Source organism: Bradyrhizobium sp. USDA 4451, assembly GCF_054822585.1.
On sequence record NZ_JBTRCH010000001.1, the window covers coordinates 997,222 to 1,011,470 of the forward strand.

Below are 14,249 nucleotides of genomic sequence, written 5' to 3' on the forward strand. Positions count from 1 at the left end.
GAGAGCGCAAATTCATGGACTTCCGTTTCTGCCACTCGATGCCAGGCCGCATTCGTCTGAGCATTCCGGCGCTCGGACAAAATCGCAAGCTGGGTGAAAGCTGCCTTGGCTGGCTGCGGGCGCAGGACGGAATCAGGACCGCACGGATCAACTACGACTGCGCGAGCCTCGTGCTGGAATACGATCCGGCGCACGAGCAAAGGCTGCTCGCGCTGCTGAACGGCTTCAAGAGCATGAGCCTCGCCGACGTCAAGGCGCTCTGTGCAAGCGCCACGCCCGAGGTGGCTTCGCCGCGCGCCAGCGTCCCGGAGGTCTCCAAGCGCTCGCCGCTGGCGCTGCCGACGCTGTCGCTGTTCATGGCCTTCAGCGCCAATCCGGTGATCGCGGCGGTCAACATGCCGCTGATGCTCTGGAATGCGATCCCGATCGCCAGGCGCGCCTGGAAGGTCTGGGCGAACGAGAGCCGGCTGAACATCGATGTGCTCGATACGCTCGCGATCAGCGCCTCCGTGATCCAGGGCAATCCCTTGGCCGGCTGCATCGTCACCTGGCTGATCAAGCTCGGCGACTGGATCCGCGACCTGACCGCCGCCGGCTCGCGGCGCGCGATCAACGAGCTGCTCGAATTCCAGTCGAAGACGGCCTGGCTGCTGCGCGACGGCGAGGTGGTATCGATCGCCGCCGCCGAGCTGAAGAACGGCGACATCGTCGTGGTGTATCCCGGCGAGATGATCCCGGTCGACGGCGAGATCATCGACGGCTCCGCCACCATCGACCAGAAGACGATCACCGGCGAGGGCCTGCCGGTGCATCGCGGCAAGGGCGAGGCCGCCTTCGCCGCGACCGTGATCCGCGAGGGCCAGATCACGTTGCGGGCGCTGCGCGTCGGAACCGCGACCACCGCCGGCCAGATCGTGCGGCTGATCGAATCCGCGCCGATCGGCGACACCCGCATGCAGAACCATGCCGAGCGCTTCGCCGACCGGCTGGTGACCCCGACCCTGGCGCTCGCCACCGGCACCGCCATGGTCTCGGGCGATTTCAATCGCTTCCTGTCGCTTGTGATCGTCGACTACGGCACCGGCATCCGGGTCGCCGCGCCGACGTCGGTGCTGTCCTCGATGACCTTGGCTGCCCGTACCGGCATGATCATCAAGAGCGGCGGCCATATGGAGAAGCTCGCCGGGATCGACACCATGGTGTTCGACAAGACCGGCACCCTGACCCACGGCACGCCCGCCGTGATCGACGTGATCTCCTATCAGAAGCAGATCACGCCGAACCATTTGCTCGGGCTCGCCGCAGCCGCCGAAACCAAGCTGCAACATCCGGTCGCCGAAGCGCTGCGCACCCGCGCCCGGCAGCTCGCGGTGAACATTCCGCCCTGCAACGAAACCACCTACCGCCTCGGCCTCGGCGTCGAGGGCCAGGTCAACGGCTACTACGTCCATGTCGGCAACCAGCGCTTCATGCGCCAGAGCGAGATCGCGGTCGATGCCTCGGTCCTCGATCGCGCGGCGCTCGACGAGCGCGGCTATTCGAGCCTGTACATCGCCGTCGACGGCAAGCTCGCCGGCCTCGTGCCGTATTCCGACGAGATCCGCGAGGAGAGCCGTTCGGTGATCCAGCGGCTGCATGCGCTGGGCGTCAAGAACAGCATCATGCTGACCGGCGACAACGCGGTCGTGGCGCGCGCCGTCTGCGAGAATCTCGGGCTGACCGAGCACTTCGCGGACATGCTGCCGGCCGACAAGGCCGGCGTGATCCAGGAGTTGCAGCGCCAGGGGCGACGAGTCGCCATGGTCGGCGACGGCATCAACGATTCCCCGGCACTCAGCTTCGCCGATGTCGGAATCGCCATGAAGCATGGCGCCGAAGTCACCCACGAATCCGCAGACGTCATCCTGATGGAGGATTCGCTCTGGAAGCTGGTCAAGGCGGTCGAGATCTCGCAAGGCGCGGTCAGCCTGATCAAGCAGAACTATGCCATCGTCGCCGCGCTCAACACGCTGGCGCTCGGCCTTGCCTTGCCCGGCGGCCTGATCACCCCGGAGGTGACCGCCCTGATCAGCAACGGCTCGGCGATCCTGGCGAGCGTCAACGGCATCCGGCCAATCCTCAGGTATCAATGAGCCAGGATGTCGCCCCGCTCCTTGTGCTTCCTCCCGGCGATCACGCCGCACTGCAAGCCGCGGTCAAGACACTGGAAAGCCCCAACCTCGCAGCACGGATCGCCGACTATGCCGGCGTCCCCGTCAATCGCGTCCTGAACCTGCTGCCGAAAGCCGCCAACCGCCAGCTCAGCGGGCTGGTGCGCACGGCGGTCATGAAGGGACTAGAAGTCGCCGTCGACACGCTCGACGAGAAGCCGCCGCCCGCACCCGCGGTGACCTTCTCGTCGTTTCTCGCCGGCGTGACCGGAGGCGTCAGCGGCCTGTTCGGCTTTGGCGCGCTCGCGGTCGAACTGCCCCTGACGACGACCCTGATGCTGCGCGCGATCGCCGAGATCGCGCGGCACCAGGGCGAGGATCTCTCCAACATCGAGGCACGGCTCGCCTGTCTCGAAGTGTTCGCCTACGGCACCAAGCGCACCGACGAGACTGTCGACATCGGCTATTACGCCGCCCGCGCGCTGATCAGCAAGTACACCAGCGACGCCGCCGCCTATATCCTGGAGCGCGGCGCGGTGGATGCCTCCGCCCCGGTGATCTCCAACCTGGTCAGCGAACTGGTGTCCCGGTTCGGGCTGGTGGTCTCGGACAAGGCCGCGGCCGGCGCGGTTCCGATCATCGGCGCGGCGTTCGGCGCGACCGTCAACGTCATCTTCATGGATCATTTCCAGAAGATCGCGAAGGGGCACTTCACCGTGCGCCGGCTGGAACGGATCCACGGCAGCACCGGCGTTCGGCAACATTACGCGGCGATCGCGGCCGGGCTCGCGCCGCGGCGCGGCATCGCCACCGCATGAGGCGTTTGGCAGCAATTGGATATCGGCGCCGTGCTTCCGCCTGAGGACACCAGGCTGCGCGACCTCCGTCGCATGCGCTCGCTCGCCACAGCGCTGCTCGTGCTCATGCTGCTGGTATTCCTGGCGACCTCGATGGCGCAGCCGCACTGGCCTTGGCTGGCCTATCCGCGCGCCTTCGCCGAGGCCGGCATGATCGGCGCCTGCGCCGACTGGTTCGCGGTCGTCGCGCTGTTTCGTCATCCGCTCGGCATTCCGATTCCGCACACCGCGATCGTCCCGCAGAGCAAGCAGCGCATCGCGGTCGCGCTCGGCCGCTTCATCGCCAACAATTTCCTGTCGCCGCGCGTGATCGGCGATCGCATCCGCGACGTCGATATCGCCGGCTGGACGGCGCAATGGATCGAGCGGCCGTCGCATGCCCGCAGCGCCGCACAGCGCACGGTCTCGGCGGTCCATCAGGCCTTGCAGGCGACGCCGAGCGCCGACATCAACGCCTTCCTGACCCGCCGGACGCGGCAGGGGATCGCGGCGGTTCCGGTGGCGCCGCTGGCTTCGCGCGTGCTGGCGCTGTTGTGGGCGCATGGCGATGCGCAGGCGCTGGTCGAGCGGCTGATCACGTCGGCCAGCGTGGCGCTCGCCAACAACAAGGAGACGATCCGCAAGAAGGTCTCGCAGCGCTCCTATCGCTTCGTGCCGAAATGGGTCGACGGCATCGTCGCCGACCGCGTCATCTCCGGCATCGGCCAGACGCTCGACGAGCTGCGCGAGCCGAACCATCCCTGGCGCATCGAGCTCAAGGCCGAGATCGAGCGCCTGATCGACCGGCTCGCCACCGATCCCGACTATCTCGCCAAGGGCGAGGAGCTGAAGCAGAACCTGCTCGATAACCCCGCCGTGATCCGGCAGATCGACGCGATGTGGCACGCCATCGAGGCGCGGCTGAATTCCGCAGCAGCCTCGGCTGCGATCGCGGACGCGATCGAAACCGCCCTGATGTCGGTTGCGGTGCGGATCCGCGACGATGCCGAGATGCGCGACCGCATCAACCGCTGGCTTCGCGTTGCCGCGCTGCGCGCGGTTGCGTCGCGGCGGCAGGAGATCGCGGCCTTCATCCGCAAGGTGGTCGAGAACTGGGATACCGAGACGCTGATCATGCGGATCGAGCTACAAGTCGGACGCGACCTGCAATTCATCCGGATCAACGGCACCGTCGTCGGCGGGCTCGTCGGTCTGGCGATCTTCTCTGTGTCACGCTGGCTGTAACGCGTTCGCTCACGGTCAGGGAAAACGAATGCGCAGCAGCGGCAATTGCTGGAGCCTGTCGAGCAGGCGTAGCATCTGGCTCGCGGCCATGCCAAGGCAGCCGAGAATGAAGCTACGCCGGGTCAAGCCTGGCTCGCGGTCCATCAATTCCAGCCGCTGGAGGCGCGGCTTGGGAGGGGTACGCGTGCACAAAGCGGGGAGCGTCGTCATCTGGATCAGCCGATCGGAATGCGGATTTCCGGCGCCGCGGTCATCTGCTCGATCGTGGTGTCGAACGACAGGCAGTCCGGATTCTCGCCCGGCATCCGGCGCAGCGTCTCGGCCAATTGCTCCTGCTCCAGCAGGAACGAGCGGCCGTCGCGCAGCCGGGCATAGGCGGCCCACGGCACGAATTTGGTGAACGGAAACGAGAATCCCTCGCGCGGCGACACGTCGATGTTGAGGCCGGAAACCAACAGCACATTCTTGGTCGCAAACGCCGGCTCGCGCAAAATGCTGCGGTAGGTGCGGTCGAACTCGGCCTGGGTGACGAAGCGCGCCGCATCCAGTGCGGGATGCGGCGACGTCACCAGCGCCGGCATCACTGGAGCGAGCGCCGCCTCGAGAATGTCATGGCCATCGGGACCTTCGGCCGGCGCGCGGCGGAAGTGAAACAGATCGGGCGACAGCGCCGTGCCGATCGGTGCCGGCGTCTCACCAAAGCTGGCCTCGCCAAGCCGCTGGCGGATCGCCGGGCTCGCGCGAAACACCTTCGAGGTGCTCAGCACGGTCAGCGGCTGAACCGGCATCTCGACCATCCGCTCGAGCGACAGGAAGAGGCCGTCGCTGCGGGCATCGTCGAGATATTGATTGTCGATCTGGAACACCGGCTCGCCATTGAGCCGGCTGCATTGCACCTGCCGGCAGGCATGCGCGTACTCATCCTCGTACCAGCGCAGCACGCTGCAGAGCTTGCCGCAGCAATCTCCGAACCTGCAATCTTCGGTGCGGTGGCGCTGATAGACGCCGAAGCGGCCATCATCGGGATCGTAGCCGACATGGCTGGCCTGGATCAGCACCAGATCCTCGCCGTGATGGGCATAAGGTCCGTGGCGGTTGATCGCAACCTTGCCGCCGACCCGCCCATGGTCGAACGGAAACGTCCCGAAATGCTGGGCCAGCAGCATCACCGGATAGCCCTGGCTCTCGTCGGAGCAAAACGCCCGGGACGGCAGCATGTGCTGCCGTTCGAAGCCGAGCGAACGGCAATAATTGTAGAGCCGCGGCACGAAATGCCCGTAGCGCATCGCAAAGCGGCCAACCCGGAAGGTTTCGATCATCCGCGTCCGCCTGACCGGTCCGACATATCCAGCGCGCACGGGGGAAACGCCCCGCTCGCGCTACCGGACCAGAACGCTAGATGCGGTTGTTGACGGTTATGTGAATGCGGACGGCAGTGGGGCCGGCTCAACGCCCCCAGCGCAGCACGACCGGATCGAGCGTGCGCGCGATCTCGATCAGGCCGGCGCGCGTCGCCGGATGCAGCGGCTGCAACGGGTGGCGCACCGCGTCCGACTTGATGACGCCGCCCTCGCGCATCAGCACCTTGCAGGCTTGCAGCCCGCATTGCCGGTTCTCGTAATTGATCAGCGGCAGCCAGCGCGCATAGGCCTGCACGGCCTCGTCGCGGCGGCCGGCGAGGAACGGATCCATGATCTGGCGGATGCCGTCGGGATAGCCGCCGCCGGTCATCGCGCCGGTGGCACCGGCGTCGAGATCGGCCATCAGCGTGATCGCCTCCTCGCCGTCCCACGGCCCCTCGATCACGTTGCCGCCCTTCTCGATCAGACCGCGCAGCTTGTTGGCGGCCATCGGCACCTCGATCTTGAAATACCTGACATTGGCGAGCTCCTTTGCCATCCGCGCCAGGAAATCGATCGACAGCGGCGTGCCGGCGACCGGCGCGTCCTGGATCATGATCGGGATGCCGATCGCATCGGAGACCACGCGATAGAATTCGTAGATCGCCGGCTCGCCAACCCGGAAGGTCGCACCGTGATAGGGCGGCATGATCATCACCATCGCAGCACCGGCGGCCTCCGCCTCGCGGCTGCGCTCAGAGCACACCGCCGAGGAGAAATGCGTCGTGGTGACGATGACGGGAATGCGGCCGGCGACATGCTCGAGCACCGCATGCATCACGGACTCGCGCTCGGCATCCGTCAGCACGAACTGCTCGGAGAAGTTGGCGAGGATGCAGATGCCGTGCGAGCCGGCATCGATCATGAAATCGATGCAGCGGCGCTGTCCGTCGAGATCGAGGTTGCCGCTGGCGTCGAAGATGGTCGGCGCGACCGGGAAGACGCCGCGATAGGGACGTTTTGCGATTGTTGTCATGTGACGACCTCCCAGGTTTCTTGTCAGCTGTTCTGATTAAACGCTACGGAACGGCAGCGGCGGGCCTTCGAGCCTGCGCAGGCCCGGCTCGCGCCGCTCCAGCCACCAACCATACTGCTTCGGCCAGGATGCGAACACCTCGCCGCTTCCGCCGCCGAGCGCAAGCTCGGCGTGCAGCGGCCAGTTCGGATCGAACAGCGCCTCGCGGCCGATCGCGACCAGATCGGCCTGGCCGCCCGCCAGAACATCCTCGGCCTGCTGCGGATGCAGGATCAGGCCGACCGCGATGGTGGCGATCTCGGCGGCGCGGCGGATCTCGTCCGCATAAGGCACCTGAAACCCGTAACCGCGCGGAATCCGCGCCGCGGTCGCCGAGCCGAGCAGGCCGCCCGACGAGCAATCGATCAGATCGGCGCCGCGCGCCTTGGCCGCCTTGGCGAACGCGATCTGGTCCTCGAGCGTCAGGCCGCCATCGACACCGTCGACCGAGGAGATCCGTACCGACAGCGGCCGCTCCGCGGGCCATGCGGCGCGCACGGTCTCGATCACCTCGAGCGGATGGCGCATCCGCCCGGTGCGGTCGCCGCCATAGGCGTCGTTCCTGTGGTTCGACAGTGGCGAGAGGAATTCGTGCAGCAGATAGCCGTGCGCACAATGCACCTCGACGAATTCGAAGCCCGCCTCCACCGCACGCAGCGTGGCGCGCCGCCATTGCTCGCGCAGTGCTGCGAGCTCCTCGACATCGAGCGCGTGCGGCATCAGCCAGCCCTCCTCCATCGGGATCGCGCTCGGCGCCACCGTCCGCCACGGCAGATCGCCGCGGGCGTGGTCGGCTTCGTCGAGTGCGGCATTGCCGTACCAGGGTCGCTGCATGCTGGCCTTGCGTCCGGCATGCGCGAGCTGGATCGCGGGCACCGCGCCGTTGTCCTTCAGAAAGGCCGCGATGCGCTCCAGCGGCGCGATCTGCTCGTCGTTCCAGATGCCGACATCGCCATGGGTGATGCGGCCCTCGGCGGCCACCGCCGCAGCCTCGACCATCACGATCCCGGCGCCGCCCTGGGCGAATTTGCCGAGATGAACAAGATGCCAATCATTGGTGAGGCCGTCGGTCGCCGAATACTGGCACATCGGCGAAATCAGGATGCGGTTTCGGGAGGTCACGCCGCGAAGCGTGATCGGCTGAAGCAGAAGCGGCTGCGGCATCGGGACCTGCGAGAACGTGATGGCGGGAGCAATGGTGGTGGAAAGCTAGGCGGCGCGCCGGAGGATCGCAAGTCACGCTGTGGCGCAGGCGGCAAGACCTGCACGCATCGCAGTTGCGCAGCAGCGCGAGACGCGCAACCCGCAATATCAGCCGCAGAAAATCGTCCCGGCTGGTAAACACTTTCCATCGTTCCGGAGATGATTCCTGTCTCCAGCGGGGCCGCCCCGGTCGCAATTCGCGCCTGATATCCCTACATTGCCGACATGAAGAAAATCGGATTCCTCTCGTTCGGGCACTGGACGCCCTCGCCGCAATCCCAGGCCCGCTCGGCCGCGGACGTGCTCCTGCAATCCATCGAGCTTGCGGTCGCCGCCGAAGAGCTCGGTGCGGACGGCGCGTATTTTCGCGTCCATCACTTCGCCCGCCAGCTGGCCTCGCCGTTCCCGCTGCTGGCGGCGGTCGGCGCCAAGACCAGCCGGATCGAGATCGGCACCGCCGTGATCGACATGCGCTACGAGAATCCGATGTACATGATCGAGGACGCCGGCGCGGCCGACCTGATCGCGCAGGGACGCCTGCAACTCGGCATCAGCCGCGGCTCGCCCGAGCAGGTGATCGATGGCTGGCGCTATTTCGGCTATCAGCCGGGCGAGGGCCAGACCGACGCCGACATGGGCCGCCGTCATGCCGAGATCTTCCTCGAGCTGCTGCGCGGCGAGGGCTTCGCGCAGCCGAATCCGCGGCCGATGTTCCCCAATCCGCCCGGCCTGCTGCGGCTCGAACCGCTCTCGGAAGGCCTGCGGGAACGCATCTGGTGGGGCGCCGGCTCGAACGCCACCGCGGTCTGGGCAGCGAAGCTCGGCATGAACCTGCAAAGCTCGACGCTGAAGAGCGACGAGACCGGAGAGCCTTTCCACATCCAGCAGGCCGCGCAGATCCGCGCCTACCGCGCCGCCTGGAAGGAGGCCGGTCACAGCCACGAGCCGCGGGTCTCGGTGAGCCGCAGCATCTTCGCGCTGGTCGACGATCGCGACCGTGCCTATTTCGGCAACGGCCAGGAGGAAGACCAGATCGGCTTCATCGACGAGCGCACGCGTGCGATCTTCGGCCGCAGCTATGCCGCCGAGCCGGACAGGCTGATCGAGCAGCTCAAGACCGACGAGGCGATCGCCGAGGCCGACACGCTGCTGCTGACCGTCCCCAATCAGCTCGGCGTCGCCTACAACGCGCATGTGATCGAGAGCATTTTGACTCACGTCGCGCCCGCGATGGGATGGCGCTGACCAGCACCGCGGCGGGCCGCCGGCCGTCCTGCGGTCCGGCGGAACTTCGTTCTCAAACGCGGAGAACTACGGAAACATAACCGCGCATTGTGAGAAGAACAGGTTGAGTACGGTTCGTTAGTTGCGCACGTTGCGTGAACAAACTGCCGTAATATCCCGGGACAATCCCGGGGCGCCTCTCCGGGGAGTGCTCGAGTCAGGAATCACGATCGCGATCACGGCGAGCGAGATCGTCGCGAAGCCGGTCGACGCGTTCATCAATTCGCTGGTTCAGTTCCTCGTCCTCTCTCGAAGAGCTGCTGCGGCGACGGGCGCGCACGAGACATAGGCATCCGATCAGAACCATCGCAACGAGCGCGTAGAACCACCATTCCATCGATCGATCTCAAATGGACGCCCGCGAAAACGAGCGGAAATCGTCATCGTTCACGCCTGTCACGGCGCGCCGATCTCGGCGCATAGGCTGGCGCGTAAAAGGGGTTGACCAGACAGGTCGCCGGAAGTCCCGCAGCGCCGGCCTGGCACTGATTCAGCGACGTGAAGTCGCAGTCCATTCGGTCGCCGAGCAACGCACCATAGACATGCATGCAGATCGGGTAGCGCGGATCATACATTTGTGCAGATGCTGGCTTTGTCATCCAAAGCGCGCCTAGCGCAAGCAGCAGCGCTCCGAGCAACTTCACGTCAAATCTCCTGCAAATGCCACGAAACAAGGCTGTCTCGCGAAATCTTGCCCAAGGGCTGGAGCGGGCGAAGGGAATCGAACCCTCGTATGCAGCTTGGGAAGCTGCCGTTCTACCATTGAACTACGCCCGCGAACTCAATTGCTTGAGGTCGACCCAATCGGGTGCGACCTGCCGGACCATAGCCCGGGCGGCGGCAGCGGATCAAGCGCATTGAGGCCGATCGCCGCACCAGCGCTTTGTTTGAGCATGATCTTTTCGGAAAACCGCGTTGCACTTTTCCGGATCATGCTTTAGTGCCCCATCCTCACGAGCGCGTCATTGATGACGAAGGGCGTGGCGGCCGTTGCATCGCAGGTCCCGCTGCGCGCGTAGATGCAGGCATCGGCGATGCCGACATGGGCACAGCTTTGCTGTGAGAAATCCGCGGGCAGATCGCCGGCCGCCTCGGGGCGTGCAAGGATGCGGTTGAAGGCTGGCTTGGTGGTCTGCAACAGCAGCGGCAGGACCAGCTCGGCAAGCGGATCGGTGGGCGCAAGCACATAGAGCGGCACCGGGCCGACCAAGCGCTCGCGGCCCGGCAACAGCTGGAAGCGGACGTTGTAGAGCGCGAGACCGCACATCTGGGGATCGTTGCGCAGTTCCGCCGCGAGCTGCGCGGCACCGACGCCACGCGTCCAGTACTCGCGCATCCCTTCGCTGGCACCGGCCAGTGCCACCGAGAGCAGCGCCCAGCCCCCCATCACGACCGGCAACGCAAAGCGGCGCCATTTGTCCTTCGTGCGCAGCCATTGCACCCAGTCGGCCGAGCCGAGCGCAGCGACGATGATGAACAACACCACCGAGAGGAAGACGAAGCGGTATTCCTTGTGCGCGATCAGGCTGTGGAAGGCGAGATTGGCGAGCGCGACAGCCAGCAGCAGCGGTGCATGCCGCCAGCCGCGCCAGATCGCAGCAAGCGGCAGCACGATCGTCGCGGACCACACGATCAGGAAATTGACGAGATAGGCCGCAGGCGGGGTGACGCCGAACTCGGTGGCGCGATCCTGCACGAGGTTTTCCCTGACATTGCCGATCAGCCAGGCGAACGGCACCGCGCCATGCGCAAGATCGATCGCGGCGGTGAGCACCAGCGCTGCGAGGCCTCCGACGACCAGCGGAACGAGGTTGCGCCAGCGCTTCCAGCAGGCGCCGAGCGCGAGCACTGCGATGGCCGGCGCATATTGGAAGCGGCAGACAAAGGCGAAAGCGAGCAAGGCACCGCCGATCGCAAGACGCCGCTGCGACGGATGATCGGTCACCAGCAGCGCCGCCGGCACGATCAGCGCCGTCGCCAACGGCTCGCCCAGCGTGTGCGGCGCGAGCAGGATCAACTCGAACCAGACCGCGGCGGCAAACGCCGCGACGATAGCATGGGTTCGCGAGACCCGCGCGCCGAAGAACCAGGCGCTGACCACGATCGATACCGATGCACATGCCGCGACCAGGCGCGGCACCAGGAAGGCACCCGCGCCGCCGGGCGCAATCGCCTCACCGAGCGCAACCGGTCCGGCCAGCAGTGTCGGCAGGAACCAGCCGCGAATGCCTTCGCGCCATTCCCAGGTCAGGATGCCGTCATGGCCGAGCATGCGCCACGCCGGCTCGAGATACTGGAAGATCTCGTCGGGATACATCACGTTGGGCCAGACCGCGGCCGCAAGGCGGATCACCAGCGCCAGCAACAGCAACCCGAATAGCGGGCGAAGGCGCCCACGCGCGCGCCGGGCCATGCCCGCGCTGCCGGGCGCGGCTTCGGCGCTCGTGCTCGTCATCGTTCCGCCGATCGTATCGAGGAGCAGCATGCTGCGTCCAGATAGCGGGCAAAGCCTTTAAGATGCGTGACCGGCAGATGCGTGACCGGACGTTGTCGAGGTCACACTGCGCCCGCCGCGACATGCTTAACTAAACGTGAAGATTCCAGATGCGCCGGACCGCGGCGATGCTATCATCTCGCCCTGGGGGTTGGTGGCGTCATGGCGGGGCGTGGGTACACCATTTTTGACACGGCAATCGGCCGATGCGGCATCGCATGGGGCGAAGCCGGCATCGCCGGCGTGCAGCTTCCCGAGCAGCGCGAGATCGAAACCCGCAGGCGGCTGTTCAAGCTTTATCCCGATGCACGCGAGATGCGGCCTCCCGAGGACGTCGAGATCGCAATCGAGGGCATCGCCGCGATCATGCGCAGCGGCGAAAGCGACCTCTCGGGCGTTGCGCTCGACATGGGCGGCATCCCGGCCTTCGATCAGCGCGTCTACCAGATTGTCCGCGGCATTCCCCGCGGCGAGACCCGGACCTATGACGAGGTGGCGAGCGCCTTGCGCGCCTCCGGCGCGGTCTATTCGGTGGCACAGGCGCTCGGCCGCAATCCGTTCATGATCATCGTGCCCTGCCATCGCGTGCTCGAGGCGCGCCACTATGCCGACCGCATCTCGCCGAACGGCGGCAGCGTCTCCAAGCGGCGCCTGCTGTCGATCGAGGGCGCTCAACTGACCGCCAGCAAGACCCTGTTTGACGTGCTGCTGCCGGTTGCGCGGCCCCGGCCGCAAGCCTAAATCCTGGGGAATGAACCGGTCCACGCTGTTGCAGCGCGAGCACATCACGGTGAACGAGTTTCGCTGCACGGCGGAGCCCGGCGACAAGCCGTTCGTCGAGCAGTTCGCCTGCCACTCCGTGTCCTATGTGCGCAGCGGCAGCTTCGGCTGCCATTGCCGCGGCCGCTTCCATGAACTGGTGGCAGGTTCCATCCTGGTCGGCCATCCCGGCGACGAATACATCTGCACCCACGATCATGTGGTCGGCGACGAGTGCCTGTCGTTTTTCCTCGATCCGGAGCTGGTCGAGACGATCGGCGACCACGCGGCGGTCTGGCAGGTCGGCGCGGTGCCGCCGCTGCCGGAATTGATGGTGATCGGCGAGCTCGCCCAGACGGCGGCAGCAGGCAACAGCGACGTCGGGCTCGACGAGGTCGGTCACCTCCTCGCCAGCCGACTGGTCGAGCTGGTGGCGGAGCGCAAGGCAAAGCCCCTCACCGCCGGCTTGCGCGATCGCCGCCGCGCGGTTGAAACCGCGCTGTGGATCGACGCCAATTCGCAGCATCAGATCGATCTCGACGCTGCCGCGGAGCAGGCGGGCCTCAGCACGTTCCACTTCCTGCGGCTGTTCTCCGCGGTGCTCGGCGTCACCCCGCATCAATATCTCGTGCGCTCGCGGCTGCGCCATGCGGCGCGGCGGCTGGCCGACGACGACTCTCCGATCACCGAGATCGCCTATGACGTCGGCTTCGGCGATCTCTCCAATTTCGTCCGCAGCTTCCGCCGCGCCGCGGGCGCCTCGCCGCTGAAGTTCCGCCAGGCCTCTCGCGGCGATCGCAAGATTCTCCAAGAACGGCTTGCGCTGCAATAGCTAGGTTGCTCCGGTCCGCGCGTCCCTCGACGCGCCCGATGACTGGAGACCTCATCATGTACGACCATATCGGATTGCGCGTCAGTGACCTCGACGCAAGCGTGCGCTTCTACACCGCGGCGCTGGCGCCGCTCGGCTTCGTGCTGTGCTCGCGCGACGACAGCGGTGCCGGTTTCGGCCCAAAGGGCGAGCCCGCGCTCTGGCTGCATCTGCACAAGGGCAAGGCCCAGGGCGGCGCCCACATCGCGTTCCGCGCCCCGAGTCACGACGCGATCAAGACATTCCATAGCGCAGGCCTGAAGGCCGGCGGCAAGGACAACGGCGCGGCGGGCCATCGCAAGGATTACACCCCGACCTACTACGCGGCGTTCCTGCTCGACCCCGACGGCAACAATGTCGAAGCGGTGTCGACCTGAGATCTGTTGATGAAAGCACCCTATCCGATGGCCTCAATTCACAAGGACATCCCGATCGACGCGCCAGCCGACCACGTCTGGGACGCGCTGCGCGATTTCGGCGCGCTGCATACGCGGCTGGTGCCGGGCTTCGTGATCGACACCCAGCTTGACGGCGACGTCCGCACCGTCACTTTCAGCAACGGCACCGTGGCACGCGAGACACTGGTCGATTGCGACGACAAGCGACAGCGGCTGGTCTATGCGATCAGCAGCGAACGGCTGACGCAGCACTCCGCCTCTGTGCAGGTGTTTGCCGATGGCGAATCGCGCTGCCGCGTGGTGTGGATCGCCGACGTGCTGCCGCACGAGGTCGCGCCCTACATGGACGCGCAGATGGACCTCGGCGCGGCGGCGATGCAGGCGGCGCAGGCGAAATCGGCGAAGGAAAGAACAGCGGCGTAAAGTATCTTCGACCGTCTCCCTGAGGAGGCCGCGAAGCGGCCGTCTCGAAGGGCGACAGCCCAGCGGTTTCCAGGATCGAACGCTGAAGCACCGGGGGCCGTCGATCCTTCGAGACGCGCGCAAGGGCGCGCTCCTCAGGATGACGGGGAAGGACCGGATGACGGGTCTGAT

15 protein-coding genes and 1 tRNA gene are annotated in these 14,249 nt (G+C 66.3%); 8 read left to right on the forward strand and 8 right to left on the reverse strand.

The annotated features are described in order from the left end of the window. Positions 1-14 precede the first annotated feature (14 nt). Genes ACVMB0_RS04585 through ACVMB0_RS04595 form a run of 3 tightly spaced genes read left to right on the forward strand, consistent with a single transcriptional unit; the run spans position 15 to position 4,231 of the window. On the forward strand, positions 15-2,132 hold the full coding sequence (locus ACVMB0_RS04585; protein ID WP_461345449.1) for a heavy metal translocating P-type ATPase: 2,118 nt from the start codon (positions 15-17) through the stop codon (positions 2,130-2,132). Then, on the forward strand, positions 2,129-2,968 hold the full coding sequence (locus tag ACVMB0_RS04590; RefSeq protein ID WP_456751960.1) for an EcsC family protein: 840 nt from the start codon (positions 2,129-2,131) through the stop codon (positions 2,966-2,968). The genes ACVMB0_RS04585 and ACVMB0_RS04590 overlap by 4 nt, the downstream gene beginning before the upstream one ends. A gap of 30 nt (positions 2,969-2,998) precedes the next feature. Beyond that, complete coding sequence (locus tag ACVMB0_RS04595; RefSeq protein ID WP_456751959.1) at positions 2,999-4,231, forward strand: DUF445 domain-containing protein; 1,233 nt, start codon at positions 2,999-3,001, stop codon at positions 4,229-4,231. A gap of 15 nt (positions 4,232-4,246) precedes the next feature. Here ACVMB0_RS04595 and ACVMB0_RS04600 read toward each other — a convergent pair whose 3' ends face one another. The 4 genes from ACVMB0_RS04600 to ACVMB0_RS04615 form a co-directional block, all read right to left on the reverse strand. Continuing rightward, on the reverse strand, positions 4,247-4,441 hold the full coding sequence (locus tag ACVMB0_RS04600; protein ID WP_456751958.1) for a hypothetical protein: 195 nt from the start codon (positions 4,439-4,441) through the stop codon (positions 4,247-4,249). Between the two features lie 5 nt (positions 4,442-4,446). Beyond that, positions 4,447-5,550, reverse strand: a complete 1,104-nt coding sequence (locus tag ACVMB0_RS04605; RefSeq protein WP_456751957.1) for a hypothetical protein — start codon at positions 5,548-5,550, stop codon at positions 4,447-4,449. A gap of 127 nt (positions 5,551-5,677) precedes the next feature. After that, on the reverse strand, positions 5,678-6,607 hold the full coding sequence (locus ACVMB0_RS04610; RefSeq protein WP_456751956.1) for a dihydrodipicolinate synthase family protein: 930 nt from the start codon (positions 6,605-6,607) through the stop codon (positions 5,678-5,680). 36 nt (positions 6,608-6,643) lie between these two features. Continuing rightward, positions 6,644-7,810: an NADH:flavin oxidoreductase/NADH oxidase gene (locus ACVMB0_RS04615; RefSeq protein WP_461345450.1), complete on the reverse strand. Its 1,167-nt coding sequence runs from the start codon at positions 7,808-7,810 to the stop codon at positions 6,644-6,646. A gap of 264 nt (positions 7,811-8,074) precedes the next feature. Here ACVMB0_RS04615 and ACVMB0_RS04620 point away from each other — a divergent pair, with 264 nt between their 5' ends. Next, positions 8,075-9,094 carry an LLM class flavin-dependent oxidoreductase gene (locus ACVMB0_RS04620; protein WP_461345451.1) on the forward strand — a complete coding sequence of 340 codons (1,020 nt, stop codon included), beginning with the start codon at positions 8,075-8,077 and terminating at the stop codon, positions 9,092-9,094. Between the two features lie 196 nt (positions 9,095-9,290). On the opposite strand, the gene ACVMB0_RS04625 is transcribed toward ACVMB0_RS04620, so the two are convergent. The 4 genes from ACVMB0_RS04625 to ACVMB0_RS04640 all read right to left on the reverse strand — a co-directional run bounded on the left by ACVMB0_RS04625 (position 9,291) and on the right by ACVMB0_RS04640 (position 11,618). Beyond that, positions 9,291-9,470: a hypothetical protein gene (locus ACVMB0_RS04625; RefSeq protein ID WP_461345452.1), complete on the reverse strand. Its 180-nt coding sequence runs from the start codon at positions 9,468-9,470 to the stop codon at positions 9,291-9,293. 43 nt (positions 9,471-9,513) lie between these two features. Further along, positions 9,514-9,777 carry a DUF3551 domain-containing protein gene (locus tag ACVMB0_RS04630; protein ID WP_456751952.1) on the reverse strand — a complete coding sequence of 88 codons (264 nt, stop codon included), beginning with the start codon at positions 9,775-9,777 and terminating at the stop codon, positions 9,514-9,516. A gap of 59 nt (positions 9,778-9,836) precedes the next feature. Further along, a tRNA-Gly gene (locus tag ACVMB0_RS04635) sits at positions 9,837-9,910 on the reverse strand. A 160-nt stretch (positions 9,911-10,070) separates the two neighbouring features. After that, the gene (locus tag ACVMB0_RS04640; protein WP_461345453.1) at positions 10,071-11,618 is read right to left on the reverse strand and encodes a glycosyltransferase family protein; all 1,548 of its coding nucleotides are present in this window, start codon (positions 11,616-11,618) and stop codon (positions 10,071-10,073) included. Positions 11,619-11,789: 171 nt separating this feature from the next. Between ACVMB0_RS04640 and ACVMB0_RS04645 the strand changes: the two genes are divergently transcribed. From ACVMB0_RS04645 to ACVMB0_RS04660, 4 genes are read left to right on the forward strand one after another with little or no spacing between them, the layout of a single operon-like run. Further along, positions 11,790-12,368, forward strand: a complete 579-nt coding sequence (locus ACVMB0_RS04645; protein ID WP_461345454.1) for a methylated-DNA--[protein]-cysteine S-methyltransferase — start codon at positions 11,790-11,792, stop codon at positions 12,366-12,368. A gap of 10 nt (positions 12,369-12,378) precedes the next feature. After that, the gene (locus tag ACVMB0_RS04650; protein WP_461345455.1) at positions 12,379-13,218 is read left to right on the forward strand and encodes a helix-turn-helix domain-containing protein; all 840 of its coding nucleotides are present in this window, start codon (positions 12,379-12,381) and stop codon (positions 13,216-13,218) included. Positions 13,219-13,274: 56 nt separating this feature from the next. Then, the gene (locus ACVMB0_RS04655; RefSeq protein WP_461345456.1) at positions 13,275-13,634 is read left to right on the forward strand and encodes a VOC family protein; all 360 of its coding nucleotides are present in this window, start codon (positions 13,275-13,277) and stop codon (positions 13,632-13,634) included. A 27-nt stretch (positions 13,635-13,661) separates the two neighbouring features. Beyond that, entirely contained in the window at positions 13,662-14,078 is a 417-nt protein-coding gene (locus tag ACVMB0_RS04660) for an SRPBCC family protein (protein WP_461349591.1), read from the forward strand. Positions 14,079-14,249: the final 171 nt, after the last annotated feature.